The organism is Paenibacillus thermoaerophilus, assembly GCF_005938195.1.
GTDB classification, from domain to species: domain Bacteria; phylum Bacillota; class Bacilli; order Paenibacillales; family Reconciliibacillaceae; genus Paenibacillus_W; species Paenibacillus_W thermoaerophilus.
Genome location: NZ_VCQZ01000023.1, coordinates 38,074 through 62,437, shown reverse-complemented (window position 1 = coordinate 62,437; position 24,364 = coordinate 38,074). Strand labels below are relative to the sequence as shown.

Annotated in this window: 30 protein-coding genes, 1 rRNA gene and 1 riboswitch; of the genes, 29 read left to right on the top strand and 2 right to left on the bottom strand. The window is 59.3% G+C overall.

Annotated features, from left to right (window positions below; genetic code table 11):
* Together rrf and FE781_RS14555 are read left to right on the top strand one after the other, a co-directional pair.
* A 5S ribosomal RNA gene (rrf, locus tag FE781_RS18170) occupies positions 1-80 on the top strand; the annotation flags it as partial.
* 191 nt (positions 81-271) lie between these two features.
* Positions 272-706 carry a Dps family protein gene (locus FE781_RS14555; protein WP_379253328.1) on the top strand — a complete coding sequence of 145 codons (435 nt, stop codon included), beginning with the start codon at positions 272-274 and terminating at the stop codon, positions 704-706.
* A 12-nt stretch (positions 707-718) separates the two neighbouring features.
* Here the strand turns inward: FE781_RS14555 and FE781_RS14550 are convergent, their stop codons facing one another.
* On the bottom strand, positions 719-1,240 hold the full coding sequence (locus FE781_RS14550; protein WP_138790358.1) for a hypothetical protein: 522 nt from the start codon (positions 1,238-1,240) through the stop codon (positions 719-721).
* 15 nt (positions 1,241-1,255) lie between these two features.
* Here FE781_RS14550 and FE781_RS18095 point away from each other — a divergent pair, with 15 nt between their 5' ends.
* From FE781_RS18095 to rsmI, 10 genes are all read left to right on the top strand, one after another.
* On the top strand, positions 1,256-1,789 hold the full coding sequence (locus tag FE781_RS18095) for a sigma factor G inhibitor Gin (protein WP_342774309.1): 534 nt from the start codon (positions 1,256-1,258) through the stop codon (positions 1,787-1,789).
* Positions 1,790-1,861: 72 nt separating this feature from the next.
* On the top strand, positions 1,862-3,385 hold the full coding sequence (locus FE781_RS14540; protein ID WP_138790357.1) for an aminotransferase class I/II-fold pyridoxal phosphate-dependent enzyme: 1,524 nt from the start codon (positions 1,862-1,864) through the stop codon (positions 3,383-3,385).
* A 569-nt stretch (positions 3,386-3,954) separates the two neighbouring features.
* On the top strand, positions 3,955-4,593 hold the full coding sequence (gene tmk / locus FE781_RS14535; protein WP_138790356.1) for a dTMP kinase: 639 nt from the start codon (positions 3,955-3,957) through the stop codon (positions 4,591-4,593).
* A gap of 452 nt (positions 4,594-5,045) precedes the next feature.
* Positions 5,046-5,375 (top strand): cyclic-di-AMP receptor, encoded by a 330-nt coding sequence (locus tag FE781_RS14530; RefSeq protein ID WP_138790355.1) that lies wholly within the window; start codon positions 5,046-5,048, stop codon positions 5,373-5,375.
* Positions 5,376-5,396: 21 nt separating this feature from the next.
* Positions 5,397-5,843 carry a YaaR family protein gene (locus FE781_RS14525; protein ID WP_138790354.1) on the top strand — a complete coding sequence of 149 codons (447 nt, stop codon included), beginning with the start codon at positions 5,397-5,399 and terminating at the stop codon, positions 5,841-5,843.
* A gap of 17 nt (positions 5,844-5,860) precedes the next feature.
* Positions 5,861-6,847, top strand: coding sequence for a DNA polymerase III subunit delta' (gene holB / locus FE781_RS14520; protein WP_138790353.1), 987 nt, complete (start codon positions 5,861-5,863; stop codon positions 6,845-6,847).
* Between the two features lies 1 nt (position 6,848).
* The gene (locus FE781_RS14515) at positions 6,849-7,652 is read left to right on the top strand and encodes a PSP1 domain-containing protein (protein WP_138790352.1); all 804 of its coding nucleotides are present in this window, start codon (positions 6,849-6,851) and stop codon (positions 7,650-7,652) included.
* Positions 7,653-7,694: 42 nt separating this feature from the next.
* Entirely contained in the window at positions 7,695-8,033 is a 339-nt protein-coding gene (gene yabA / locus FE781_RS14510) for a DNA replication initiation control protein YabA (RefSeq protein WP_138790351.1), read from the top strand.
* Between the two features lie 112 nt (positions 8,034-8,145).
* Positions 8,146-8,937 carry a tRNA1(Val) (adenine(37)-N6)-methyltransferase gene (locus FE781_RS14505; protein ID WP_138790350.1) on the top strand — a complete coding sequence of 264 codons (792 nt, stop codon included), beginning with the start codon at positions 8,146-8,148 and terminating at the stop codon, positions 8,935-8,937.
* The gene (gene rsmI, locus FE781_RS14500; protein ID WP_138790349.1) at positions 8,934-9,830 is read left to right on the top strand and encodes a 16S rRNA (cytidine(1402)-2'-O)-methyltransferase; all 897 of its coding nucleotides are present in this window, start codon (positions 8,934-8,936) and stop codon (positions 9,828-9,830) included. Before FE781_RS14505 ends, rsmI begins: the two co-directional genes overlap by 4 nt.
* A 155-nt stretch (positions 9,831-9,985) precedes the next feature.
* Here rsmI and FE781_RS14495 read toward each other — a convergent pair whose 3' ends face one another.
* A complete protein-coding gene (locus tag FE781_RS14495) occupies positions 9,986-10,261 on the bottom strand; it encodes an AbrB/MazE/SpoVT family DNA-binding domain-containing protein (protein ID WP_138790348.1) in 276 nt (91 codons plus the stop codon).
* 33 nt (positions 10,262-10,294) lie between these two features.
* Between FE781_RS14495 and FE781_RS14490 the strand changes: the two genes are divergently transcribed.
* The 17 genes from FE781_RS14490 to FE781_RS14410 all read left to right on the top strand — a co-directional run bounded on the left by FE781_RS14490 (position 10,295) and on the right by FE781_RS14410 (position 24,270).
* Complete coding sequence (locus tag FE781_RS14490) at positions 10,295-10,627, top strand: hypothetical protein (RefSeq protein ID WP_138790347.1); 333 nt, start codon at positions 10,295-10,297, stop codon at positions 10,625-10,627.
* An 81-nt stretch (positions 10,628-10,708) separates the two neighbouring features.
* On the top strand, positions 10,709-11,998 hold the full coding sequence (locus FE781_RS14485) for an HD domain-containing protein (protein WP_138790346.1): 1,290 nt from the start codon (positions 10,709-10,711) through the stop codon (positions 11,996-11,998).
* Positions 11,999-12,102: 104 nt separating this feature from the next.
* Positions 12,103-12,870, top strand: a complete 768-nt coding sequence (locus tag FE781_RS14480; RefSeq protein ID WP_138790364.1) for a TatD family hydrolase — start codon at positions 12,103-12,105, stop codon at positions 12,868-12,870.
* Between the two features lie 235 nt (positions 12,871-13,105).
* Positions 13,106-13,293, top strand: a riboswitch (cyclic di-AMP (ydaO/yuaA leader).
* Between the two features lie 259 nt (positions 13,294-13,552).
* On the top strand, positions 13,553-14,599 hold the full coding sequence (locus FE781_RS14475) for a resuscitation-promoting factor (protein WP_246068187.1): 1,047 nt from the start codon (positions 13,553-13,555) through the stop codon (positions 14,597-14,599).
* Positions 14,600-14,668: 69 nt separating this feature from the next.
* Positions 14,669-15,232: a ribonuclease M5 gene (gene rnmV / locus FE781_RS14470; RefSeq protein ID WP_138790344.1), complete on the top strand. Its 564-nt coding sequence runs from the start codon at positions 14,669-14,671 to the stop codon at positions 15,230-15,232.
* A gap of 6 nt (positions 15,233-15,238) precedes the next feature.
* Positions 15,239-16,126, top strand: a complete 888-nt coding sequence (gene rsmA / locus FE781_RS14465) for a 16S rRNA (adenine(1518)-N(6)/adenine(1519)-N(6))-dimethyltransferase RsmA (protein ID WP_138790343.1) — start codon at positions 15,239-15,241, stop codon at positions 16,124-16,126.
* A 53-nt stretch (positions 16,127-16,179) separates the two neighbouring features.
* Positions 16,180-17,103, top strand: a complete 924-nt coding sequence (gene yabG, locus FE781_RS14460) for a sporulation peptidase YabG (protein ID WP_138790342.1) — start codon at positions 16,180-16,182, stop codon at positions 17,101-17,103.
* Between the two features lie 261 nt (positions 17,104-17,364).
* Positions 17,365-17,634 carry a biofilm formation stimulator Veg gene (gene veg, locus FE781_RS14455; protein WP_138790341.1) on the top strand — a complete coding sequence of 90 codons (270 nt, stop codon included), beginning with the start codon at positions 17,365-17,367 and terminating at the stop codon, positions 17,632-17,634.
* Between the two features lie 251 nt (positions 17,635-17,885).
* Positions 17,886-18,074 (top strand): small, acid-soluble spore protein, alpha/beta type, encoded by a 189-nt coding sequence (locus tag FE781_RS14450; RefSeq protein WP_138790340.1) that lies wholly within the window; start codon positions 17,886-17,888, stop codon positions 18,072-18,074.
* Positions 18,075-18,312: 238 nt separating this feature from the next.
* Complete coding sequence (gene ispE, locus FE781_RS14445; protein ID WP_138790363.1) at positions 18,313-19,188, top strand: 4-(cytidine 5'-diphospho)-2-C-methyl-D-erythritol kinase; 876 nt, start codon at positions 18,313-18,315, stop codon at positions 19,186-19,188.
* Between the two features lie 202 nt (positions 19,189-19,390).
* Positions 19,391-20,224, top strand: a complete 834-nt coding sequence (gene purR, locus FE781_RS14440) for a pur operon repressor (protein ID WP_138790339.1) — start codon at positions 19,391-19,393, stop codon at positions 20,222-20,224.
* Positions 20,221-20,607, top strand: coding sequence for a RidA family protein (locus tag FE781_RS14435; protein WP_138790338.1), 387 nt, complete (start codon positions 20,221-20,223; stop codon positions 20,605-20,607). Before purR ends, FE781_RS14435 begins: the two co-directional genes overlap by 4 nt.
* A gap of 134 nt (positions 20,608-20,741) precedes the next feature.
* A complete protein-coding gene (gene spoVG / locus FE781_RS14430; RefSeq protein WP_138790337.1) occupies positions 20,742-21,026 on the top strand; it encodes a septation regulator SpoVG in 285 nt (94 codons plus the stop codon).
* A 144-nt stretch (positions 21,027-21,170) separates the two neighbouring features.
* Positions 21,171-22,571 carry a bifunctional UDP-N-acetylglucosamine diphosphorylase/glucosamine-1-phosphate N-acetyltransferase GlmU gene (gene glmU, locus FE781_RS14425; RefSeq protein ID WP_138790336.1) on the top strand — a complete coding sequence of 467 codons (1,401 nt, stop codon included), beginning with the start codon at positions 21,171-21,173 and terminating at the stop codon, positions 22,569-22,571.
* 112 nt (positions 22,572-22,683) lie between these two features.
* Positions 22,684-23,322 (top strand): 50S ribosomal protein L25, encoded by a 639-nt coding sequence (locus FE781_RS14420; protein ID WP_170209560.1) that lies wholly within the window; start codon positions 22,684-22,686, stop codon positions 23,320-23,322.
* 84 nt (positions 23,323-23,406) lie between these two features.
* The gene (gene pth, locus FE781_RS14415; RefSeq protein ID WP_138790334.1) at positions 23,407-23,976 is read left to right on the top strand and encodes an aminoacyl-tRNA hydrolase; all 570 of its coding nucleotides are present in this window, start codon (positions 23,407-23,409) and stop codon (positions 23,974-23,976) included.
* Positions 23,977-24,039: 63 nt separating this feature from the next.
* Complete coding sequence (locus tag FE781_RS14410; RefSeq protein WP_138790333.1) at positions 24,040-24,270, top strand: anti-sigma-F factor Fin family protein; 231 nt, start codon at positions 24,040-24,042, stop codon at positions 24,268-24,270.
* Positions 24,271-24,364: the final 94 nt, after the last annotated feature.

Here is a 24,364-nt window from a genome sequence, read left to right as displayed (position 1 = left end):
TCCCGAACACGACCGTTAAGCCCTCCAGCGCCGATGGTACTTGGACCGAAGGGTCCTGGGAGAGTAGGACGCTGCCAAGCGATAGCGAGTCCTCAGCTCGTATGAGCGGGGGGCTCGCTTTTTTATTTGGATGCCGGATGCGCCGAGGCGCGCTGCGGCTGATTAAGCTTCGAGATCGCCCCGCCTCGTACGAAGGAGTGGAAAACCCGAATGAGGACGAGCCCGACGGAGCACAATAAGGCCGAATCTGTCTAGCGAGGAGGCCTTGACTGTGCCGTTGTCCGACGTGTTGAATCGTCAAATCGCCAACTGGACCGTCCTGTATGTAAAGCTGCACCATTACCATTGGTACGTGACGGGCTCACAATTTTTCACCTTGCATGCGAAATTCGAGGAGCTCTATAACGAAGCCGCCCTGCACATCGACGAATTGGCCGAGCGTCTGCTGGCGCTGAGGGGAAAACCCGTCGCCACGATGAAGGAGTGCCTGGAGACGGCCTCGGTCAAGGAGGCCGACGGGCAGGAGACGGCCGAACGCATGGTAGCCGAACTGGCCGGAGACTTCGACCGCATGATCGGCGAACTGAAGGAAGGAATTGAAGAGGCGGACAAAGCAGGGGACGAATCGACAGCCGACATGCTTCTCGGGATTCATACGAGCCTGGAGAAACACGTGTGGATGCTGCATTCGTTCCTTGGCCGTTGATGTCTGTATGAATTACGGTTCGTAGAGCGACGTGCTGTCGCGGTTGATCTTGAGCAGCGCCGGTTTGTCGTGGCGGAGGGAGAACAAGAGGATCAGCCGCGGCAGCAAGATATACACATGAAGAAGAACCAGGTTCAGCCATATGACAAGGCTGCACCAGGGATAAGCGGCCGCGATGATGCAGAAGCCGATCACGGACAATTGGACATGAAGCCGGATCATCCGGTTCGGCGAAGCCATATGGGCAGGCAAATATCCGATCCAAGGCGGACTCCAGAGAAACCGCCACTGCTTTCGGCCTCCGCCGGAAACGTTCAGCATCGCCATAAGCAAAAAGGCGTACATCAACTGCAGCGCGGGATATCCCCACCAGAGCGACAGCGCTTCGTTCGGGCCGAAGACCAGCATCTCCGCGACGGAGGCGGCCGGAACGATCGCCACATATGCAGGGATCAGCGAACGGTATGAACGCTTTTTCAGAAGCGTATATTGATAGATTGTCGATTCCGAATTCAACTGCCGGTAATCATACATGTCGGTTCCTCCCGGATGAACAGCTATCTTGTCGGTGGGATTCTTACATATATATCGGACAACCCCCCTATCACTAGTATACCTTACCGGGAAAAAGGGTATACTGATAGAAAAACGAAAGGTGGTTGTTCGATGGAAGCGACAGCGACCAGCCGAAAGGAAAAATCGGCAAAGCGCAAACCCCGCGGTAACAGCCAGCGGTTGACGCAGGCCATCGATGCCGCGGATGGGCGCCGTGAAGCCGCCGAAATCGCGGAGACCGCTCAACCTCGCGAAAACAGCCAGCAGGCCGAGCTTCTTCTGCAAGCGGAGCTGCCCGAAGCCGGTCCGGACCCGGACGAGGTTGAAGCGGCAAACGAATCGGCGGACCGGACGGCGCCCGACTACTGCGTGATTTGCGATAGCTTGAAACCGAGCGGCATTCGCGTGTTGGAGAAATTCATTTGCGACGAATGCGAAGCCGAAATGGTGAAAACCGACGTGACCGACGACAAATACGCTTTTTTTATAAGGCAGATGCACAAGCTGTGGCTGCCGAAAGACGCATGATCCGACCTCTGGGGCAGCCTGGGGGTTTTTGGTTTGGGTATAATCGAAAGGAATCATACGGAGGAGATATGTATGACAAGCGCCGGTTCCAATCCATGCGGCGAAGTGCGTGCGCCGTTGTTCGAGCGCCTGCGGCTTCACGCTTTAAATAAGGCCTCCAGCTATCACGTGCCGGGGCATAAAAACGGACAAGGATACAAAGGAACGGAAGCGGAGCAGTGGTTTGACGATATCCTCCGGCTCGACGTAACCGAAATCGAGGGCATGGACGACCTGCACCGGCCCGAAGGCGAGATTGCGGAGGCTGAGAAATTGGCGGCCGCATGGTTCGGAGCGGAAGAGACGGCGTTTCTGGTCGGAGGCAGCACCGTGGGCAATTTGGCGATGGTTTTGTCTGTCTGCGGGGCGGATGATATTTTGATTGTCCAGCGCAATTCGCATAAATCGGTGCTGCATGCCCTTCAGTTGGCCGGGGCGCGGGCGGTGTTTGTCGAGCCGCGGATTTGCTCCTCGTCCGGCCTGGCGGGAGCCGTGAGCGCTGAGGATCTGCGGCATGCGCTGCAGTTGAACCCGCAAGCCAAGGGCGTGCTGCTAACCAATCCGAATTATTACGGAATGGGGGCCGACTTGGCCAAGCTCGCCGATGTTGTGCATGAATACGGCATGCCGCTGCTGGTCGACGAAGCGCACGGCGCGCATTACGGCCTGCATCCGGATTTTCCGGCCTCGGCGATGCAGGCGGGAGCGGATGCGGCGGTTCAATCCGCACATAAAATGTTAAACGCGATGACGATGGGGGCTTATCTCCATCTTCGGGGAGACCGGGTTCCGCGTGAGGCCGTTCGTCAACTATTAAGAATGCTGCAAACATCCAGCCCCTCTTACCCGATCCTCGCCTCTCTCGATTTGGCGCGGCAGATGGTGCAGTGCCAGGGCGAGCGGGCATTCGCCGCAGGCTTGGCCGCCGTCGGCCGGGTACGGGAATGGCTGCAAAGGCCGAAAAACCGGTTTCGGGAGGCGGGGAACGGTCCCGAAGGAGGGGCGTGCGAGACCAAGGACCCGTTCAAACTGACCGTATACGACGCTAGGGGCGAGTGGGACGGCTTCGCCTTGATGAGCAGGCTGGGCGAGTTCGGCTGTTATGCGGAGATGGCGGACCCTTCCCACGTGCTGTTTGCGTTCAGCGGCGCCAACACGGACCGTGATGCGGAACGGCTGATCGCGGCGCTGGAGGCGATAGCCGAGAGCGAGGGGGAAGGGAAGGCCGCAAGCGGGCAGAGAGCGGGACGGGGCGGTCTTCCGTCCGTGTCGACCGGAAGGGCGCGCGTCTCCGAGCCGACGCGGCTGCTGTCGTGGCGGATGGCCGCTTCCGGCAACCGGACGGTTCTGGTGCCTCTGGAGGACTCCGTCGGACGCATCGCCGCCGAAGCGGTTATTCCGTATCCGCCGGGCGTCCCGTTGGCGTTGCCGGGCGAGACGATCCGGGAAGAGATGCGGGACGAATTGAGGCGTCTATGGCAGAGCGGCTGCCGGTTCCAAGGCGGCTTCGACGCTTCGACGGGGCTTATACGCGTTGTGGACGGCAGCAGGCTATAAAGGCTGGAATCATGTTCTCTTTTATCGGCTGCGTCTCCGCGGGCGCTTCCGCGCGTGCGGGCAGCGTCAATCGCCGATTGACGGCCTGCCGCATCGTTGGCCCCAATTCATTCCGATCGATAAGCGCGTCGAGCCGGCCGTTCGCTGGAACGGCGGCTTTTCTTGAATGGCCGCATTGGCCCGGTTAACTATATTTTTTATCGCTATCGTCCGGATTTCTTCTGCCGGAGAGGAGTTTAGCGATACTCCATATCGTTAAAGGCCCGGATCTTCCAAACAATCCTGCCTGATTCCTTCCTTAGTAATATTTCATATCGCTAACGGAATCCAAGACGAGCGATACGGCGGGGTTAGCGATATTTTCTATTCTGAACTGACCTCGGTCAGAGGTTGTCTCGTTCCCGGCCCACCGGATCGGATGGGTTGCCTCTCTTGTTGGTACGAGCCCAAGGAAGCGCGGTCTGCTTCCCGTCATCGGCCAATCGGGAAACGGGTTCGGCAACCATTTGCCGCCGAGGCGGATGCGTGTATAATTAGGCCATACGACTCGTCCGGACGGAGGATGGCCATTGAGGAAAGGTTTGTTTATTACGGTAGAAGGCGGAGAAGGCGCCGGCAAGACGACGATGCTGAAGCGGATGGAAGCCTGGCTGGAGAACGAAGGATATCCCGCGATAGTAACTCGCGAGCCCGGGGGCATCCGCATTGCGGAACAGATCCGGGCTATCGTGCTGGATCGGGAAAACGTTGCCATGGACGCTCGGACGGAAGCGCTGCTGTACGCGGCCGCCCGGAGGCAGCATCTGGCGGAAAAGGTGCTGCCGGCGCTGGAGGCCGGAAAGATTGTGCTGTGCGACCGGTTTGTCGACAGCAGCCTTGCTTATCAAGGATATGCGCGGGGATTGGGAATAGATGAGGTGTGGCAGATCAACCGCTTCGCCATTCAAGATGCAATTCCGGATCTTACGCTCTACTTCGATCTGGAACCCGAGCTGGGCCTCAAGCGAATCATGGAGAATGCGAGTCGCGAAATCAACAGGTTGGACTTGGAGGCGATCGACTTTCATCGGCGGGTTCGGGAAGGGTATCGGTTGCTGGCGGAGCGATATCCGGAACGGATCTTCACGATTGCGGCCGATCAGCCACCCGAAGATGTCTTTCGGAACGTGCAGGAGGTTATAACTGCTATTATCTCCCGAAGACCATGAGAAGTCCGGAGAGGATCATCAGTCCGATGGAAACCCAGAACAACTGGGAAGTCAAGATGACGTACAGGCGGCTGTGAGTCCGTTCTTCCTTAGGAACGCGTCTCGCCGGAGTCGGTTGGGGAACCGGATCCTTGCCGTTGTGCCATTGGAGGCGCATGGGAGCGTACCCGGCGAGGCCAAATCCGACAACGACGATAAAAAGCCCGGCAGCAGCGATAAACAGGCTGAATGCGGGTTGGGCGATAGACATCAATTCACCCCCAATTGAAGGTAATGTGAAAAGGCTGTAATTAGAATACCATAGATTCCTTAACATGGAAATGGAATTTTTGGCAAACTTGCCGCTTTTTTTTTGCAGTGAAAGGGCGCGCCCGCGAGGGCCGGAGCTGGAAGCAGGATTTTGCACAATTCACGTCAAAATAAGATATACTGATGGAAAGGAGGGCTTTGTTATGAAGCTTGTCATTGCCGTCGTTCAGGATAAAGACAGCAATCGGCTCTCGAACGCCCTGGTCAAGGATGGGTTCCGCGCCACGAAGCTGGCCAGCACCGGCGGATTCCTGCGTGCGGGAAACACCACATTCATGATCGGCGTGGAAGACGACCGCGTGTCCGACCTGTTGAATGTGATCCGGGCAAACTGCAAAGTTCGCGACCAACTGGTGACTCCCGTGTCTCCCATCGGGGGAACCACCGATTCGTATATACCGTTCCCTGTGGAGGTGCAGGTTGGCGGCGCGGCCGTATTCGTGCTGCCGGTGGAACGGTTCGAACACTTCTAACCCGGCAGGGAGGCGGCAGCGTTGAAGATCGATCCGGGACTTCGCCCTTTCGGCAAAGGGCTTGTTCGACCGGATGCGCCTGTCCAGCCGCAGGTGCAGCAGAAATCCTTCTCGGATTTCATGAGAAGCCGGAACGAAGCCGCTGGTGACGAGCGCCTTCAGCAGATGCTGAAAGACATCACGGTTCAAGGCGAACGGCTGCTGAAGTCAATGACCATTCGCGAATTGCGGATCTATCGGCAGATGGTCAAGCATTTTCTGGAGCTGACGGTCCGGCGCGGGGTGGGCCTGAAGGAAACGAAGGGCTGGGACCGCCGCGGCCGGACCAAACGGTACAAGCTGCTGGAGGAGATCGACGCGAAGCTGCTCGAGCTGGCGGACGATCTGCTGGAGACGGAGCAGGGCCGCATCGAACTTCTCCAGAAAATCGGCGATATACGGGGAATGTTGATTAATATATGGTTTTAAAGGTTGTGGGTAGGGCTATGGCTGGAACGTTTGCGTCGATTCCCGGGCAGGAACGCGCCAAGCGCTTGCTGCAGAACGGGCTGCGCAACCGCACGCTGGCACATGCCTATGTGTTCGCGGGTCCTCCGGGCACAGGCAAGCTGGAGACCGCACTGACGCTGGCTCAAGCGTTGTTCTGCGAGCGCGGCGGGGATGAGCCGTGCGGTCAATGCCGGGAATGCCGCCGGATGGAGCACGGCAACCATCCCGATCTGTACCGGATCGGGCCGGACGGCGCTTCTATCAAAATCGATCAGATCCGCGAGCTGCAGAAGCAGTTCGCGTACCGGGCATCGGAAGCTCCCGCGAAGGTGTACGTCATCGAGAGCGCCGACCGGATGACCGTGCAGGCGGCCAACAGTCTGCTGAAGTTTCTGGAGGAGCCGCAGACTCCCGCGCTTGCCGTCCTGATCACGGACAATGCCAACGCCTTGCTGCCGACGATCCGTTCGCGCGCGCAGCTTGTCCCGTTTTTGCCGATACCCCCTGCCGTCCTGGCGAAGGCGCTGGAGGCGGAGGGCGTCCCGGCCTCGCTGGCGGCGACGGCTTCCCGCCTGACGGCGGGATTGGAGGCGGCCCGGGAGCTGGCTCGGGCGGAGTGGTTTGCGGAGACGAGGAGCGTAGTGCTACAATTGGGCAAGGAGTGTCTGCGCCGGCTGCCGGCGTCGATCGTCGCCGTTCAGCAGAAGGCGGTGAAATCGGCGGCGGCCGAGCATTGGGACACCCTGTTCGACCTGTTCGGGTTATGGTTTCAGGATCTCGCGCGAGTCTCGCAGGGAGCGTCGGAGCAGCTTGCGTACCCCGACCAGAGGGAATGGTATGCGAGGGAGGCTTACTCCAGAGACGCCCTCGGCTGGCTTCGCTGCGCGGACCTGGCCGGTCAAGCCCGCAGGCGTCTGCGACAGCACGTTCAGCCTCAGCTCGTGCTGGAGCAGCTATTGATCCATACGGCACAGGGGGGGTAGTATGTATTCGGTTGTCGGTGTCCGTTTCAAGAAAGCGGGGAAAGTGTTTTATTTCGATCCCCATGAACTTCCCGTCGAGAAGGATCAAGCCGTTATTGTGGATACGGCTCGCGGCCTCGAGTACGGACAAGTCGTCATCGGCCGCAAGATGGTTTCGGAGGACGACGTGGTCCTGCCGCTGAAAAAAGTCATTCGCATCGCTGGCGAGCAAGACGCCAAGACGGTCGATTTGAATAAATCCGCAGCTCAGGAAGCCTTCGGGATATGCCTGCAGAAAATCAAGGACCATCAGTTAAAAATGAAGCTGGTGGATGTTGAATATACATTTGACCGGAACAAGATCATCTTCTACTTCACGGCCGACGGCCGGGTCGACTTCCGGGAGTTGGTGAAGGATCTGGCCAGCGTGTTCCGGACGCGGATCGAGTTGAGACAGATCGGCGTGCGGGACGAAGCCAAGCTGCTCGGCGGAATCGGCCCGTGCGGCCGAATCCTGTGCTGCTCGACGTTCCTCGGCGACTTCGCGCCCGTCTCGATCAAGATGGCCAAGGATCAGAATCTGTCGCTGAACCCCACGAAGATCTCGGGGCTCTGCGGCCGGCTGATGTGCTGCCTGAAGTACGAGCACGATCAATACGAGAGCGGCAAGGAAGAGCTTCCGAAGGTGGGAGCGACCGTCGCCACTTCGTTCGGTCTTGGCAAAGTCGTCTCGCTGCAGGTGGAAAACCGGATGGTTCGCGTTCAAATCTACGAAACGGGCAAATTGCAAATGCTGCCGTTCGATGATGTTGTGGTCCAGTCGTAAGCCGGCGGCCCGTCGACCGGAAAGGCTTTTTGAGGTGGGAATGTGGACAAGCACGAAGTGTTCCGTCAGATCGATCAGATGGAAGAACAGTTGGGCGCCTTTCACCGCGAGATCGGCGAGTTGAAAAGCAAGATCGTGTCGCTCCTGGAGGAAAACCAGCGCCTGGCGATCGAGAATCAGCAGTTGCGCAAGCTGCTGCGCAAGGAAGCGCCCGCGGCCGAAGAGTCGGCTTCCAGCGTCAAGGCGCAGCCGTCCGTGGGGGAAGGGTACGACAATCTCGCCCGGCTGTACCAGGAAGGCTTCCATATCTGCAATGTCTATTACGGACATCTGCGGACCGAAGGGGATTGTCTCTTCTGTATCTCGTTTTTGAGCAAGTAGTCGGTCGTTAACGGGCATCATTCCAAAACAAGGAGACATTCGGGACGGCCCTCATTCTCGGCGGAGGATGGCGGAGCCGTTCCTTTTTGCAAATAAGGGGGAGTTTCGCGGGATGGGGACGACGGTATTATATGAAGGAGAACGCATCGACCACCTGATGACCCGGGATTTGCAGATCATCCAGAGCCGAGATGTGTTCAGCTTCTCGATGGATGCCGTGCTGCTGGCCAGGTTCGCCAGCGTGCCGAAGCGGGGGCGCATCGTCGATCTGTGCAGCGGCAACGGCGTAATCCCGCTGCTGCTGACGACGCGCACCGAAGCTTCGATCGCCGCCGTGGAGATCCAGCCGAGGCTGGCGGACATGGCGGAGCGCAGCGTGAGGCTGAACGGGCTGGAGGAGCGGATCGAAGTCGTCTGCGCCGATCTGCGCGACGTCCACGAGAAATACGGGTACGGCTCGTTCGACCTGGTGACCGTGAACCCGCCGTATCTGCCCCCGGGCACGGGCGACCGGAAGCTGAATCCGCATATCGCCGCCGCCAGGCATGAGCTGAACGGCGGGCTTGACGACATCGTGACCGCTTGCGCCCGGCTGTTGAAAACCGGCGGCAAGGTGGCGATGGTGCACAGACCGCAGCGGCTGGCCGACATTCTCGTATCGCTTAGGGCGAATCGGCTGGAGCCGAAGCGAATGCGCTTCGTCCATCCCCGGATCGGAGCGGAGGCGAATATGGTTTTAGTGGAAGCGGCCAAGGACGGCAAGCCCGAGCTGCGGATGCTGCCGCCGCTTATCGTCTACGAGCAGGGGGAGACATATACCCAAGAGCTGCTGGACATATACGAAGGAGGCTCCACGGAGCTGGCGTTCAGCGAAGCGGAACCGGAAAGCGGGGAACGGGCATGAACGTGCAGAAAAGCTTTGACGCGGGCGACGGCCGCGGAACGCTGTATCTCGTGGCCACGCCGATCGGCAATCTGGAGGATATCACGTACCGGGCCGTGCGCGTGCTGAGCGAAGCGGACTGGATCGCGGCGGAAGACACCCGCCAGACGCGCAAGCTGCTCGCGCATTGCAACATCGAAGGGGCCCGTCTCGTCAGCTATCATGAGCATAACAAGCGGGCCAGCGGACCGGAACTGATCCGGAGATTGCAGGCGGGCGAATCCGTCGCGCTCGTGAGCGACGCGGGCGTGCCGGCGATCTCCGACCCCGGCCGGGAGCTTGTGCGCGATGCGGCCGAAGTCGGCATCCCGGTCGTTCCCGTGCCGGGCGCGAATGCGGCGCTGTCGGCGCTGATCGTCTCCGGCCTGCCGACCGAACGTTTCCTGTTCGTCGGCTTTCTGCCGCGCGAGAAGAAGCGTCTGGCCGAAGAACTGGAAGCGCTCCGGCGGACGGAGGCGACGATCGTCTGCTACGAGTCGCCGCATCGGATCGAGAAGACGATCGGCGCTATGCTGGACGCATGGGGCAACCGCCCCGTCGCGCTGGCGCGGGAGCTGACCAAGAGGCACGAAGAAGTGTTCCGCGGCAGCTTGAGCGAAGCCGCTCGGCACCTGAAGGTCCATCCGCCGCTTGGCGAATACGTCATCGTTGCCGGGGGTGCGGGAACCGGTGGGAACGAGCCGGAAGAGAGCGGGGAAGCCGATTGGCGCTCGTGGTCGGTAGCGGAGCATGTCGCCAGATGGGAAGCCGAGCTCGGCGACCGCAAGGAAGCGATGAAGCGGGCAGCGGCGGAACGGGGCGTATCCAAACGGGATATATACCGGGCGCTGCTGGAGGATAAAGAGGAAGATTGATGCAAGAAAAAAAGGTCCCCGGCGAGCAGGAGCGGCCGCCGGGGCAAGAGGAGATATAAAAAAGGTTAGAATGACCATTAGTAGGATAGTTCTATTATAACCGATAATCTTGCGTTTGTCTGCACTTCGATAAGAAAATGTGGCGATGATACCCATTACTCCCGATTTTTATCGTTCATGGAGTTGTAGAGTTCGATCAGTTCCTCGATACATTGTTTGCTGATCATTTTGCCTTTGAAGTATACGAGCTGGTCGGCGTTGCCGGTGAAGATGCAGGCGGGCTCGTATTTTTTCAGCATGATACGCTCGCCGTCCACGTAGATCTCCAGCGCGTCTTTCTCCCCGATGCCCAGCGTACGGCGAAGTTCGATCGGAATGACGACCCGGCCCAGTTCGTCTACCTTCCGCACAATACCCGTCGATTTCATCATGATTCATTCCCTCTCCTTAAATTTGGCTCTGGATTGAAAAAGCAGTCGTATTATCGTCATATTTCGACAATCGCCTTCTTGTTTTATGATACCAGCCATTCCCATAACAGTCAACGGGGGGAGGCGGCCGGCGAAAGCGCCTTCCCCGGGCAAAAACTGTCGCGCAGTGTCGCTGCGGCGGAACGTCAGCAGCTATGCGAAAAAGACGCGGGCGGGTTTGTTTTTCGGCTGGACAAAGCGATGAAAATGTTGGAAAATCAAGATAAACACGGCCTTTTTGAAGGGTTTCGTCATGGAAAAGGCACTGTCGATTCGACATGCAAATCGTGTCGAAAAAGCTCGACGAATCTTGTCGATTATGTTTAAGATTTGTTAAAGATAAGTTTAAGATTTTTCAAAGGGAATTCGCGCGCGCGAATTTTCTTCCAACTCAGGGGAGGGAAAACGATGCAAAACCGGTTGCCGGAGGAAAAAGTGTTTAAAGATCCCGTGCATCATTATGTCTACGTGCAAGACCGGACGATCTGGGATCTGATCAATACGAAGGAGTTTCAGCGGTTGCGGCGGATTCGCCAATTGGGCGCCTCCTATTTCACGTTCCACGGAGCCGAGCACAGCCGGTTCTCCCATTCCCTGGGCGTATACGAGATCGCCCGGCGAATTATTTCGCAGTTCGAACGCGGAGGTTTTCCCGATTGGCCCCGCGAGGAGCGTCTGCTTTGCCTGTGCGCCGCCTTGCTTCACGACGTCGGCCACGGGCCGTTCTCCCATTCCATCGAGCAAGTGTTCGGGACGGACCACGAAGAATGGACCTGCCGGATCATCCGGGAGGATACGGAAGTCAACCGCGTGCTGCGCCGGGTATCTCCGGACTTCCCCGACAAGGTCGCTCAGGTAATCGCCAAGACGTATCCCGAGGAGATCGTCATCTCGATCGTCTCCAGCCAACTGGACGCCGACCGGATGGACTATCTGCTCCGCGACGCTTATTTTACGGGAGTCAACTACGGCACGTTCGATTTGGAGCGGATTCTCCGCATGATGCGTCCCCATCGGGGCCATCTCGTCATCAAGGAAAGCGGCATGCATGCCGTCGAGGACTATTTGATGAGCCGGTATCAGATGTACTGGCAGGTGTACTTCCATCCGGTCACCCGGAGTTCGGAGATCATTCTCCGTAAAATTTTCACGCGCACCCGCCAGCTTCACGAACAAGGATACGCCTTCGCTTGGCTTCCGGACACGCTGCGGGGGCTGCTGGCGGGAGAGGTGGCGCTGGAGGATTACTTGACGCTGGACGAGGCGTTTATGCAAATGACGTTCATTCAATGGACGAAAGAGGCGGACGCGATCCTCGCCGACCTGTGCGGAAGGTTCATGCACCGGCGGCTGTTCAAATACGCCACGTTCGATGGCGAGCCGGACCCGGAGCTTCTGTCGGCGCTGGCCGATTCGCTGCGCGCCATGGGGCTCGACCCGGATTATTATCTGGAGGTTGATTTTCCGGCGGATCTGCCTTACGACGTGTACCGCCCCGGCGAAGAAGCGGACAAGCTGCCCGTCATGCTGCTCGGGGAGGACGGAGAGGTCGCGGAAATCTCGCTGAAATCGGACATCGTGCGCTCCATCAGCGGCATCGTGAGGGGCAAGCACCGGTTATACTTCCCGGGGGATGTCATGGCTTCCCGCGCGGGAGAGCTGCCGCCCGAATGGCGCAAGGTCCTTGGCTTGCATTGATGCGGACGCCATTCATAGGATAAGCTACTAATGGAGAGCGGTTTAGCCGTCCTTCGCAGTAAGGGCGGTCCGCCAGCAGAAGACAGGAGAGATCGCAAGAGATGATGCTGTTCGATACGCACGCCCATGTCAACGCGGCGGCCTTCGACCCGGACCGGGACGAAGTGCTGTGGAGAGCCCGCGAAGCGGGAGTGGGCCTGATGGTCAATATCGGCTTCAACCGCGAGACGATTCCCACCTCGCTGGAGCTGACGGAGCGGTACGACTTTATTTATACGGCCGTCGGCTGGCATCCGACCGACGCGGTCAACATGACGGCCGACGACCTCGACTGGATCGAGTCGCTTTGCGCCCGGGAGAAGGTGGTGGCCATCGGTGAGATCGGCCTCGACTACTATTGGGACACTTCGCCGAAGGATGTGCAGCACCGCGTATTCCGCGAGCAGATCCGCCTGGCGCGGAAGCTCGGCAAGCCGATCGTCATCCATAACCGCGACGCGCATCAGGATGTCGTCCGGATTTTGCGGGAAGAGCGCGCGGATGAAGTCGGCGGGGTCATGCACTGCTTCTCCGGCAGTTGGGAGACGGCCCGCGCTTGTCTGGACCTCGGGTTTTACATCTCGTTCGGCGGCCCCGTTACGTTCAAGAACGCCAAACAGCCCAAGGAAGTGCTGGCCCGGGTGCCGCTCGACCGGCTGCTGATCGAGACGGACTGCCCGTACCTGACGCCGCATCCCCATCGGGGCAAGCGCAACGAGCCGTCCTACGTGCGGCTAGTGGCGGAGGCGGCCGCCGAAATTCGCGGTTTGACGCTGGAAGAAATCGCGGAAGTCACGACGTCGAACGGGAAACGGTTGTTCGGAATCCGTTGACCGGACGGGCGGAAAATCGTGCGTTTCCCTGCGGAAAATATGTGAAGTTTTGTCGATCGGCAGTCGTTTTCGCAGGAAATCGTTGCGCGGCTGCGAGAAAGGCAGATCGGGAGAGAAAAAGCGCATTCAATTGCGGGTATACAGGCCAATTCGGTCGAATATCGGGGTTGGGGCGCTTTACAGGCTTTAACGGCATGGATTAATATAACGTTCATAAAGTTGCATACCGTACACCTTATCTAATTCGCTTAATTTCCAGTGATGGAAAACGGGGGAACCACCGTCGAGACGGCCGCCCATCGGCCGTCGTGACCTGATCATGGGGTGAATTACGCGCGAACCGTCCCCGGACGGTTCAAGCGATAGGGCGACTCTCACGTCCGAACCCGTCAGCTAACCTCGTAAGCGTTGAAGAGAGAGGAACGATGTCGGGCGCTGGCGGGCACGGAACATGTCCGCCGTTCATAAAAGCCTCGGGAGAGTTGCCACTTTCCGCAGGCTTTTTATTTTCGTCCCGACATCGCAAATTAAGAAATAGTCGCGTCAATTGGAACTTCACGTTACACTCGACGGCGGGACTATGTAAGGAGGACCGAATGAAGTGGGAGACATCCAGATTAAGGACCCCCATGTAAAACGATCGTCCGGCATGGCCTTCGCACTGAAATGGAGCAATAAAACTGTGCGTTTGACGGTCATAACGGCCGCGGCCGCGCTACTGGCGTCGCTTCTGTTTGCGACTCTCCTGTATGGCGCGTCGATGAAAGCCGTAACGGTGATTGTCAACGGTGAAGAGCAGCAAGTAGAGACACGCGCATCCAGCGTGTCGGAGTTGCTCGCCAGCCTGGGCGTCGCGGCCAGCGAGACGGACCGGATCTCGGTGCCGCTCACGGCGGAAATCAAAAACGGCGACACCATCGAGGTCAAGCACGCGACTCCGATCCGGCTGATTGCGGACGGGGAACAATCGACGGCGTATACGGTCGGCAAGACCGTCTCCGAAGCGCTCGCGGACCTTCAAGTTTCGTTGGGGCCTGAAGACCGGGTTGAGCCGGACCTGAACGCGAATATTACCCAGAACGAAGAAATTCGCGTCATCCGCGTGACCAAAGAAACGGAAGAAGTGAAAGAGGAGATTCCGTTCGGAACGGTCCGCAAAAACGACGGCAGCTTGCCGAAGGGCAAGGAAAAAATCGTACAAAACGGCAAAGAAGGCGAATTGGTCAGAACCGTCCAGAAGGTGTACGAAGACGGGGTACTGGTCGATGAGCTGGTGCTGGCGGAAGAGAAAACGGACCCGGTGCATCAAGTGGTGGCCGTCGGTACGAAAAAGCCGGTAGCGGCGCTGAACGCCAATTCTCCCGAGGTGGCGGTTGTCAACAAAAACGGAGTTACGTTCGCCTACAAGCAGGTGCTGACGAACGTGACGCTGACCGCTTATTCCAACGACGACGCTTCGACGTCCGGCGGCAAATGGAACGGCATCACCGCGTCGGGCACGAAGACGGTGGAAGGGCGCACGATCGCGGTCGATCCGAATGTCATTCCCATCGGCTGGTGGGTCTATATCGAAGGCATCGGCTTCCGCCGGGCCGAAGATACGGGCGGCGCGATCAAGGGCAACAAGATCGACGTTTTCTTCGACAGCTCTGAGTACGCGAAGAAATTCGGGATAAAACGGGGCTATAAAGTATACATTATCGGAAAAGAGAAGCCGGCGATCGACTGATCGCGGCGTTGACGGAAGAGGAAGAGATCAGGCTTCCTCTTCTTTTTGTGCTTGACGGGGGGATAGAGCTTGATTCGCGAAGTTATCGTAGTGGAAGGCAAAAGCGACACGGCGGCGGTCCGGCGCGCCGTTCAGGCAGACACGATCGAGACCAACGGCTCGGCCGTCGACGAGTCCGTGCTGAAGCGGATCGAGCTCGCGCATGCCCGCAGGGGCGTTATCGTGCTGACCGATCCCGATCATGCCGGCGAGCGCATACGCAAGATCGTGGCGGCCCGGGTGCCGGGCTGCAAGCATGCGTTCCTCAGTCAGGAAGAGGCGTTGAGAGGCGAGGATGTCGGGGTCGAGAACGCATCGCCCGAAACGATCCGGCGGGCGCTTGCGAACTTGAGGACGGAAGTGCCCGGAGCGGAGCCCCAAATCTTTTGGAGCGACATCCTGCGGGCCGGCCTGACGGGCCGCGCCGATTCCGCGTCGCGCAGATGGGAGGCAGGCTTGGCGCTGGGGATCGGGTATTGCAACGCCAAGCAATTTTTGAAGCGCTGCGTCATGTTCCAGATTACGCGCGATGAATTTGCGGCGGCCATAGCCGGTCTGAACGGCGGCAAGGCCTCCGAGAACGGAGAGGTGTAGATTCAGATGGCGCAAGATATCGCGGCACCGTCGCGAACGCACGGCATATTGAAGAAGTACGGGCTGTCTGCGAAAAAAAGTCTCGGCCAAAATTTCCTGACCGACTTGAACATCCTGAGGAAGATCGCGGAAGCCGCCGAGCTGGGGCCCGAGGACGGAGCGCTTGAGATCGGCCCGGGCTTGGGGGCGTTGACCGAACATCTGGCGCGCAAGGCGGGGCGCGTGGCGGCGGTCGAGCTGGACGACCGTCTCCTGCCCGTGCTGCGGGAGACGCTGGCTCCCTATCCCCAGGTGCGCGTCATTCACGGCGATGTGCTCAAGCTGGATCTGGCGCGGCTGTGGGAGGAATGCTTCGCCGATTGCCACTCCGTCAGCGTGGCGGCGAACTTGCCGTATTACATCACGACGCCGATTCTGATGAAGCTGATCGAGTCGGGCTTGCCGTTCCGGCATATCGTCGTCATGATCCAGAAGGAAGTCGCCGACCGGATCGCGGCCCGTCCCGGCAGCAAAGATTACGGAAGCTTGAGCGTGGCCATTCAGTTCTACTGCGAGACGGAGACGGTGACCCGCGTGCCTCCTAGCGTATTCGTGCCGCAGCCGAACGTGGAGTCCGCGGTGATCCGGCTGACGCGCAGGGCCGAACCGGCCGTCCGGGTCTCTGACGAGGCCTGGTTTTTCCGGGTGGTGCAGGCGTCTTTCGCGCAGCGGCGCAAGACGCTGGCGAACAACCTGCTCGGCGTATTTATGCCGAAGGGAGAGCGCGCCCGGCTGGAGGCGCTGCTCGCAGAGGTCGGCATCGCCCCGGGTCGTCGCGGGGAGACGCTGTCCATGGACGAGTTCGCGCGGCTCTCGGAGCGCCTCAAGGCTGAAGCGGAGGGTCGAGCGGACTGACGCACCAATCGCCTATCCCTGCCATACGATACACGTAGGAAGGGGATGAGGCGATGAGGTCTGGCGACCTGGTCACGCGCCGATCCTATGGAGGCGATATCGTCTTTCGGATCGAACAGCTCCGGGATTCCCGTGCGATACTCAAAGGTGTGGATTATCGTCTGCTGGCGGATGCGCCCCTGGCGGATTTGGAGCCCTGCCGCGAAGACATGAGGCGGGCGGCGCCGGAGCCGGAGTTCCGCCGGTGGGAAATGAGAACGCGGCCCGAGACGCCGAAGCCGGTTGTTCAACCGGTGTATTATGAGGTGCCCGGCCGCATTCTTCATCTGGACGGAGACCCGAACTACCTGCGAAAAAGCATGAAAGTATACAAAGAGCTGGGTGTGCCCGCGGAAGGTTATTTTGTCCAGGAGGCTTTGATGCCGCAGGCTCTTGCCCAGTTGCTCCCCCAATCGCGCCCCGATATCGTCGTCATCACCGGGCATGACGGATTGCTGAAAAACCGGATGCCGGAAGATGTGTTCGATATCGGCAATTACAAAAACTCCCGCCATTTCGTGACGGCCGTGAAAGTGGCCCGGCAATTCGAACGCAATCTCGACACGCTTGTCATCGTCGCAGGCGCGTGCCAATCCCACTTCGAGGCGTTGATGGACGCGGGGGCGAATTACGCCAGCTCGCCCGGCCGCGTGCTGATTCACGCCCTCGATCCGGTTGCGATGGCCGTACGGACCGCCCTGACGCCGGTGCGCGATTCGGTGAATCTGCATGAGGCGATCAGCCGGACCGTTTGCGGGATCAACGGGATGGGCGGCGTGGAGACTCGCGGAAGCTTTCGCGTGGGATTGCCCAAGGTGCCGGTCCATTCGGCCGGATGGGCGCACTACATTCCGCTCTCGGGCCAAGGTACGGCCATGCCGGGACAGACCGTCACATTCGCCCGCGGCTTCGCGGGCGGGGACAGGGGCCGCCGTTAGGGCGGCTTGCGCGTATGCGCAAGCGTTTTTAGCCGCGCAAAGTCTGGATTGGAACCCAACTGTTGGAAATGGCCGGGTGGCGGAGAGCATCGGGGATTTCTCCCGGGGCGATCGGCACGATGGCCTCTTTTTTTAAGAACGGCTAAAGCTTGATGAAAATAATGATTGACAATAACTTTTTATCGCTGATATAATAATCAATTTAATTTGACATACTACCTCGTATGGGTTATAATGGACAAGGAAAGAGGTGGTAGAACCATGGCGAGAAACGCGCTCATGGATATCAAACGCAGTCTGGAAGCACATGTCGGAGAGAAGATCATGTTGCGGGCTGACGGCGGTCGGCGCAAGACGATCGAACGCACCGGCGTTCTTGAGGAAACCTACCCTTCCGTCTTCATCGTCAAGCTGGACGAGGAACAGAACGCGTTCAAGCGCGTCTCCTACAGCTATGCCGACGTGCTCACCGATTCCGTACAAGTAACGATCTGCAAAGAGCAGGGGAATTTCCGGATTACCCATGCGTAAACCTGAAGAAAAATGTGCAGCGACCCTACGGGCCGCTGTTTTTTTATGGCGAATCGGCTCGCTCCCCGGCTTTCGGCCGGTTGAAAGGCGGTTTCGCGTTTGGGCTGCGGCCGGCGAAGCCGGATTCGGAATGGCGTCGCCGTCCGGCGGGACCGGTGGCAGCATTTGGCGGACATGCGCCGTCCCGCGTGCACGCATACTAAGCGGGACGCCGCGCAGGCCGGCGGACGCGACATCGAGGAGGGGACAGCATGGGCCGCCGCAGAGGCATGATGTCCGAGCAGTTTAAATACGAACTGGCCAAAGATCTGGGATTTTATCAAACCGTGCAGCGGGAAGGCTGGGGCGCCATTCGCGCCAAAGACGCCGGCAATATGGTAAAACGAGCGATCGAACTGGCGGAGCGGCATTTGGCGGGACAGAACCGGCCGCCGCGTTGAACGAATAACGGTTCCGGCATTCGCAGGAATAGCCGAACGAATAGGATCCCTTCTGAGCGGACAGCGACAAGCAACCCTTGCTGCCGGCTTGGAGGGGATTTTTTTATGGGGAATTCTCGCGGGAACCGAACGGCCCGCTCCGAGTGGACTTCGGGGCCACTTTTCCTTATCATGTTCTTATACTCTTATTCGTTTCAGGCAATTGGCCGTACGGATGTCGGAAAAGGTGAAGCGCATGATAAAGGTGTACGAAAAAGCCCCGGCAAAAATCAATCTGTCCCTCGATGTGCTGCGCAAACGCGAGGACGGTTACCATGAAGTCGAGATGGTCATGACGATGATCGATCTCGCCGACCGGCTGGAGATGCGCGAGCTTCCCCGCGATTCGATCGTGATCTCGAGTCAGGCCGGTTATATCCCGTTGGACGAGAAAAATCTGGCGTTTCAAGCGGCCAAGCTGATCAAGGAACGCTATAACGTGCGGCAGGGCGTATACATTCATCTGGACAAAAAAATACCGGTGGCCGCCGGACTTGCGGGCGGCAGCAGCGATGCGGCGGCTGCGCTTCGCGGGCTGAACCGGCTGTGGAATTTGAATATTCCGACGGACGAGCTGCAGCGCCTGGGCGCGGAGCTCGGCTCGGACGTGCCGTTCTGCGTCACCGGAGGCACGGCGGTGGCCCGCGGACGGGGGGAAGTGCTGGAGCCCATCCCCGATCCGCCCCAGTGCTGGGTTGTATTGGCCAAGCCGTCCATCAACGTCTCGACGGCGGATGTCTACGGCAGATTCCGCGTCAACCCGGCGCTGAAGCCTTCGACGGCAGGCGTGACCGAAGCGATCCGGAAAGGCGACTTCGCCGCCATGTGCCGCTCGCTGGGCAACGCGCTGGAATCCGTAACGCTTCCGCTGTATCCCGAGGTGCGCCAGATCAAGGAGCTGATGGTCCGCCTCGGAGCCGACGGCGTGCTCATGTCGGGGAGCGGGCCTACGGTGTACGCGCTCGTCCAGCGCGAGTCCAAGGTCGCCCGGCTGTATAACGGCTTGCGCGGCTTCTGCAAGGAAGTTTACGCGGTTCGGCTTCTGACGTCGACGGGAGGCGGCGCTGCCGATTAACCGTTCGGGCAAGCCGGAAGCGGATCGCCGGCGACGGCATAACCATGTTAGTGTTACGCCGACCTGACGCTGGCGCGTCAGGTTGTTTTTCATGAATGAGTTGCGAAAAAGCGTATAAAAATGATATAGTTTGTTTATATTATTCGGATTTAAGGCTTGCGGCGGCGTAAGCGGTCAGCCTGCCGGAGATGAGGAGTTGTCGATGAGAAAGCTGAAACGTAGCGCCCGATTGGTCGAGATGACCCAATACCTGCTGAGCAGGCCCCATACGTTGATTCCTCTGACTACGTTCGCCGAACGATACGGCTCCGCGAAGTCTTCGATTAGCGAAGATTTGGGGATTATCAAGGAAGTATTCGAGGAAGAAGGCCTGGGAGAACTGCATACGCTTGCAGGGGCTGCGGGCGGAGTCAAATATACGCCGCTCGTGCGGCAATCGGATGCGCTGCAATTTGTCCGCGAATTTTGCCGCCTGCTTGAGCAGCCCGAGCGCGTGCTGCCGGGCGGGTATCTGTACATGTCCGATCTGCTGGGCCGGCCCGCGCTGCTGCAACAGATCGGCAAGATGTTCGCCACGGCGTTCGCGGGGCGCGAGCTTGACGTCGTCATGACGGTTGAGACCAAAGGCATCCCGCTTGCGTACGCAACCGCTTCCTGGCTGAACGTGCCGGTCGTCATCGTGCGCCGGGACAGCCGCGTCACCGAAGGATCGGCTGTCAGCATCAATTACGTATCCGGGTCCAGCAAGCGGATTCAGACGATGTCCCTGGCGAGGCGCGCGCTGCGCGAGCAATCGAACGTGCTCATCATCGACGACTTCATGCGGGCGGGAGGCACGATTCGGGGCATGATGGACCTGCTTCAGGAGTTTCACGCGAACGTGCAGGGAGTAGGCGTGCTTGTCGAGTCGGCGGACGCGGACGAACATCTGGTGGATGATTATATATCGCTGGCCAGGCTGACCGGAGTCGATCCCCGCACGCGGGAGATTCGCGTCAGCCCGGGAAGCTATTTCAAGGAGGCCGATGAACAATGAAATTGGAGATCGTAGCGAGCTCCGCGGCGCCTGCCGCAATCGGACCGTATTCGCAAGCGGTGAAAGCGGGACCGTTCCTCTACACGTCGGGACAAATCCCGTTGACCGCCGAGGGCGTACTCGTCGAGGGAGGCATCGTTGAACAGACGCATCAGGTGTTCCGTAACCTGAAGGCCGTGCTGGAGGAAGCGGGAACGGATTTCAGCCGGGTCGTGAAGACGACGGTGTTTTTGAAGGACATGAACCAGTTCGCGGCCTTCAACGAGGTGTACGCTTCTTACTTCGGAGACCATAAACCGGCCCGTTCGACCGTGGAAGTGGCACGGCTGCCGAGAGATGTTCTTGTCGAAATAGAGCTGGTCGCGGCGCTTCCTGTCGAATAACCGTCAGGACGGGAAAAAAACAAAAATTTATTTGTATTTTTGCGAGAATTCCTTCTTCAACAAGAAGGAATTTTTATATGTTCTGTGGAATATATCACCAAGTCTCCTGCTGATGGCAAAAGGTGGTGAACTCCATGCAAATTACTGATGTGCGCCTGCGCCGTGTGAACACGGAAGGCCGGATGAAAGCGATCGCATCGATTACGATCGACAACGAGTTTGTCGTGCACGACATTCGCGTTATCGACGGCAACAACGGCATGTTCGTCGCAATGCCCAGCAAGCGGACGCCCGATGGCGAATTCCGAGATATTGCTCACCCGATCTCGTCCAGCACGAGGGAAAAAATTCAGATGGCGGTGCTCGCGGAATACGAGCGCGCGGCCAGTGAAGAAGAAGTCATGGAGGCGGGGGCCTAAATCCCGGCACGCAGGGAGCCGTTACCGGCTCCCTTTCTTTTTTGCCCGAAGTGAGCTATATTCGTTATAGCGATTGGCAAGAAGGAGCGGCGCGGGGCTGATCCGGTCTTCGGACGGAGCCGCGTCAGGGGAGGAAGTCTCGTAATGAAGCGTATGGCCATCATCTTGGCCGCCGGCCAAGGGAAACGGATGAAATCGAAATTGTATAAAGTGCTGCACCCGGTTTGCGGAAAACCGATGGTGGGGCACGTTACGGATATGCTGCGGAGCATCGGCACGGACCGGACGGTTGTCGTCGTCGGCCACGGGGCGGAAGCCGTGCAGGCCTACTTGGGAGACCGGGCGGAATATGCCCTGCAGAAGGAGCAGTTGGGCACGGGACATGCGGTGCTGCAAGCGGAGCCGCTGTTGGGGCAGGAGGACGGCGTCACGACCGTCATCTACGGCGATACCCCGCTGGTTACGCCGGAGACGATCGAAGCGATGCTGGAGCTGCAGGGCCGGGAAGGAGCGGCATGCGTGCTGCTGACCGCCCGGGTGGACAATCCGTTCGGACTCGGACGCATTATCCGCGCGGCCGACGGAAGTCTCGACCGCATCGTGGAGCAAAAGGACGCGAGCGCCGAGGAAGCGGCCGTCCGCGAGATCAACGCGGGCACGTACTGCTTCGACAACCGCAAGCTTTTTGCGGCGCTGCGCCAAGTGACGAACGATAATGCGCAAGGGGAATATTATCTCACCGACGTGATCGCGATTCTGAAGGCCCAGGGCGAGAAAGTGCTGGCGTACTGCACGGAGGACGCGTCGGAGGCGCACGGGGTCAACGACCGCGTCCAGCTCGCGGAGGCGGAAGCGATCATGCGCGCCCGCATCGCCCGCCGCCATATGCTGAACGGCGTGACGATTCAGGACCCGGCGAGCGTGTATATCGAAGCCGACGTGACGATCGGATCGGATACGACGCTGCTGCCGGGCACGGTGCTTCGCGGCCGTACGGCGATCGGCGAGGACTGCCGGATCGGGCCGAATGTGGAAATCGCCGATTCGACCGTCGGCAGCCGGGCGGAGATCCGCTATGCGGTGCTGTCGGAGGTTAACGCGGGGAACGGCGTTACGGTCGGGCCGTACGCTTACTTGCGGCCGGGCACGGTGCTTGCGGACGGCGTGAAGGTCGGCGATTTCGTCGAGATCAAGAACGCCACGATCGGCGAAGGCAGCAAAGTGCCTCATCTGAGCTACGTGGGGGACGCCCGCGTCGGCAGCGGCGTCAACATCGGCTGCGGCGCCATCACGGCCAACTACGACGGCTTCAACAAATCGTTGACGGAGATCGGCGACGGCGCCTTCATCGGGAGCAATGTCAATCTGATCGCGCCGGTCCGTGTCGGCGAAGGCGCTTATGTCGTGGCCGGCTCGACGATTACGCATGACGTCGGCGCGGGCGACCTCGCGATCGCGCGGGAGCGCCAGATCAACAAGCCGGGGTATGCCGACATCATCCGGCAGAGAAAGCGGGCGGCCAAGGAGAAGGAAGGGCGGAACTGATCGGGCGGCAAGCCCTTGAATCTTGCAGGTAAATTTTTCTCCCGAAATGGGCACAGTAGTGTGGAAGGCTCCCTGTTACCTCTGGAGCGAAACCATTCGGGAGGGCGATTCCATGTCCATGTCGATTCGGGCGCAACCGCGCGAGCGGTCGACGAAGTCCGCTGTGAAGGAGCTACGCAAGCAAGGCCGCATCCCCGGCGTCGTCTACGGGAAATCCGTCGGGAGCGAGGCGATCAGCGTCGACGCCAAAGAGCTGATCGCGCTTCTCCGCGGCCACGCGACCGGCGTGGTGGAGCTGGAGACTCCGAACAACGGCAAGCAGCCGGTCATGCTGTCAGGCGTTCAGCGCGACAACATCAGCGGCAACGTGCTTCATGTCGATTTCCATCAGGTGAACATGAACGAACCCGTCAGGGCCGAGGTTCCGGTCGAGCTGGCCGGAGAGCCGAAGGGCGTCAAGGAAGGCGGCATCCTGACCGTTCTGGTGCACCAGGTCGAGATCCGCTGCTTGCCGACCGACATACCGTCCGCGCTGGTGCTCCAGGTCGACGGCTTGGAGATCGGCGACAGCGTGACGGCGGCCGACCTGCCGCTGCCCGAAGGCGTCGAGCTGCTGACCGACGGGCAGTTGGTGATCGCGACGGTGCTCGGCGTGCAGAAGCAGGGGCAGGACGAGGAGGATCCGGCCGTCCAGTCGCCGTCGGAGCAATTGGAGGAAAAGGCGGAGACGGATCATTCCGTCAAATCTTAAACAAGCATAAGCAGCACAGGCGAAGGGTTACGCTCGCGGACCGCGATGTAACCCTTCCCTTCCGTATGGGGGAGGACTTGTGGAATGAAGTGGATTGTTGGGCTCGGCAACCCGGGCAAGCCCTACGAGCGGACGCGGCACAATATCGGATTTCTGGCGGTGGACCGGCTGGCCGCCGACTGGGGCATCTCCGTCACACAGTCGCGTTTCAAGGCGCTGGTCGGCGAAGGACAAGCCGGGGGGCAAAAAGTATTTCTGATCAAGCCGATGACGTATATGAATTTGTCCGGCGAGACGATCCGGGCCTTTATGGATTTTTATAAGACAGATATGACCGATTGCATCGTCATTTATGACGATCTGGATACGCCCTTCGGCCAAATGCGGCTAAGATACAAGGGCAGCGCGGGCGGCCACAACGGCATCAAATCGATTATCCAGCACGCGGGAACGCAGCAGTTCAATCGGGTGCGGATGGGAATTTCCCGGCCGGCTCCGGGCTCCAACATCGCCGATTACGTGCTGTCCAATTTTACGAAGGCCGAGTGGGAAGCCCTGCCGGGTATTCTGAACCGCGCCGCCGAGGCGGTCACGGCGGCTCTGCGGGAGCCGTTCGACAAGGTGATGGCCCGCTTTAACGGCCAAGAGGGGTAAAAACGGATTCCCGCGTCCATACTAGTAGAATCCAGTTCTACTTCGGAGGCGGGAGGGATATATATGTTGGTGTCGTACTGCTGCCGGTACTGCTCGTCGCAGATGGGGCGGCTGGAGGGGAACGCGCTGGACGAGGCGCGGCTCGGGTTCGATTTCTTGACCCCGGAAGAGCGCGAAGATATAATTACGTATGATTCGAGCGGCAATGTGACCGTTCGGCTCGTATGCGACTACTGCCGGGAGGCGCTTGAGGCGAATCCCGAACTGACGCTGATCGCAAGCCCTCTGCAATAAAGCGCGATACGAGAGGGAAATGGAGTAAATTGAGGATACAGGCCTCGGCGCTTGGCGCCGTGGCTTCTTTTGCCATGGTGGCGAGCAGGTCGTG

What these genes read in the sequence shown, in the direction of transcription:
- FE781_RS14550 (WP_138790358.1), bottom strand. Translation starts at nt 1,240, where the DNA reads ATGTATGATTACCGGCAGTTGAATTCGGAATCGACAATCTATCAATAT.
- FE781_RS18095 (WP_342774309.1), top strand. Translation starts at nt 1,256, where the DNA reads ATGAACAGCTATCTTGTCGGTGGGATTCTTACATATATATCGGACAAC.
- FE781_RS14540 (WP_138790357.1), top strand. Translation starts at nt 1,862, where the DNA reads ATGACAAGCGCCGGTTCCAATCCATGCGGCGAAGTGCGTGCGCCGTTG.
- FE781_RS14530 (WP_138790355.1), top strand. Translation starts at nt 5,046, where the DNA reads ATGAAGCTTGTCATTGCCGTCGTTCAGGATAAAGACAGCAATCGGCTC.
- holB (WP_138790353.1), top strand. Translation starts at nt 5,861, where the DNA reads ATGGCTGGAACGTTTGCGTCGATTCCCGGGCAGGAACGCGCCAAGCGC.
- FE781_RS14515 (WP_138790352.1), top strand. Translation starts at nt 6,849, where the DNA reads ATGTATTCGGTTGTCGGTGTCCGTTTCAAGAAAGCGGGGAAAGTGTTT.
- FE781_RS14505 (WP_138790350.1), top strand. Translation starts at nt 8,146, where the DNA reads ATGGGGACGACGGTATTATATGAAGGAGAACGCATCGACCACCTGATG.
- rsmI (WP_138790349.1), top strand. Translation starts at nt 8,934, where the DNA reads ATGAACGTGCAGAAAAGCTTTGACGCGGGCGACGGCCGCGGAACGCTG.
- FE781_RS14495 (WP_138790348.1), bottom strand. Translation starts at nt 10,261, where the DNA reads ATGATGAAATCGACGGGTATTGTGCGGAAGGTAGACGAACTGGGCCGG.
- FE781_RS14485 (WP_138790346.1), top strand. Translation starts at nt 10,709, where the DNA reads ATGCAAAACCGGTTGCCGGAGGAAAAAGTGTTTAAAGATCCCGTGCAT.
- FE781_RS14480 (WP_138790364.1), top strand. Translation starts at nt 12,103, where the DNA reads ATGCTGTTCGATACGCACGCCCATGTCAACGCGGCGGCCTTCGACCCG.
- rsmA (WP_138790343.1), top strand. Translation starts at nt 15,239, where the DNA reads ATGGCGCAAGATATCGCGGCACCGTCGCGAACGCACGGCATATTGAAG.
- yabG (WP_138790342.1), top strand. Translation starts at nt 16,180, where the DNA reads ATGAGGTCTGGCGACCTGGTCACGCGCCGATCCTATGGAGGCGATATC.
- veg (WP_138790341.1), top strand. Translation starts at nt 17,365, where the DNA reads ATGGCGAGAAACGCGCTCATGGATATCAAACGCAGTCTGGAAGCACAT.
- FE781_RS14450 (WP_138790340.1), top strand. Translation starts at nt 17,886, where the DNA reads ATGGGCCGCCGCAGAGGCATGATGTCCGAGCAGTTTAAATACGAACTG.
- purR (WP_138790339.1), top strand. Translation starts at nt 19,391, where the DNA reads ATGAGAAAGCTGAAACGTAGCGCCCGATTGGTCGAGATGACCCAATAC.
- FE781_RS14435 (WP_138790338.1), top strand. Translation starts at nt 20,221, where the DNA reads ATGAAATTGGAGATCGTAGCGAGCTCCGCGGCGCCTGCCGCAATCGGA.
- spoVG (WP_138790337.1), top strand. Translation starts at nt 20,742, where the DNA reads ATGCAAATTACTGATGTGCGCCTGCGCCGTGTGAACACGGAAGGCCGG.
- glmU (WP_138790336.1), top strand. Translation starts at nt 21,171, where the DNA reads ATGAAGCGTATGGCCATCATCTTGGCCGCCGGCCAAGGGAAACGGATG.
- FE781_RS14420 (WP_170209560.1), top strand. Translation starts at nt 22,684, where the DNA reads ATGTCCATGTCGATTCGGGCGCAACCGCGCGAGCGGTCGACGAAGTCC.
- pth (WP_138790334.1), top strand. Translation starts at nt 23,407, where the DNA reads ATGAAGTGGATTGTTGGGCTCGGCAACCCGGGCAAGCCCTACGAGCGG.
- FE781_RS14410 (WP_138790333.1), top strand. Translation starts at nt 24,040, where the DNA reads ATGTTGGTGTCGTACTGCTGCCGGTACTGCTCGTCGCAGATGGGGCGG.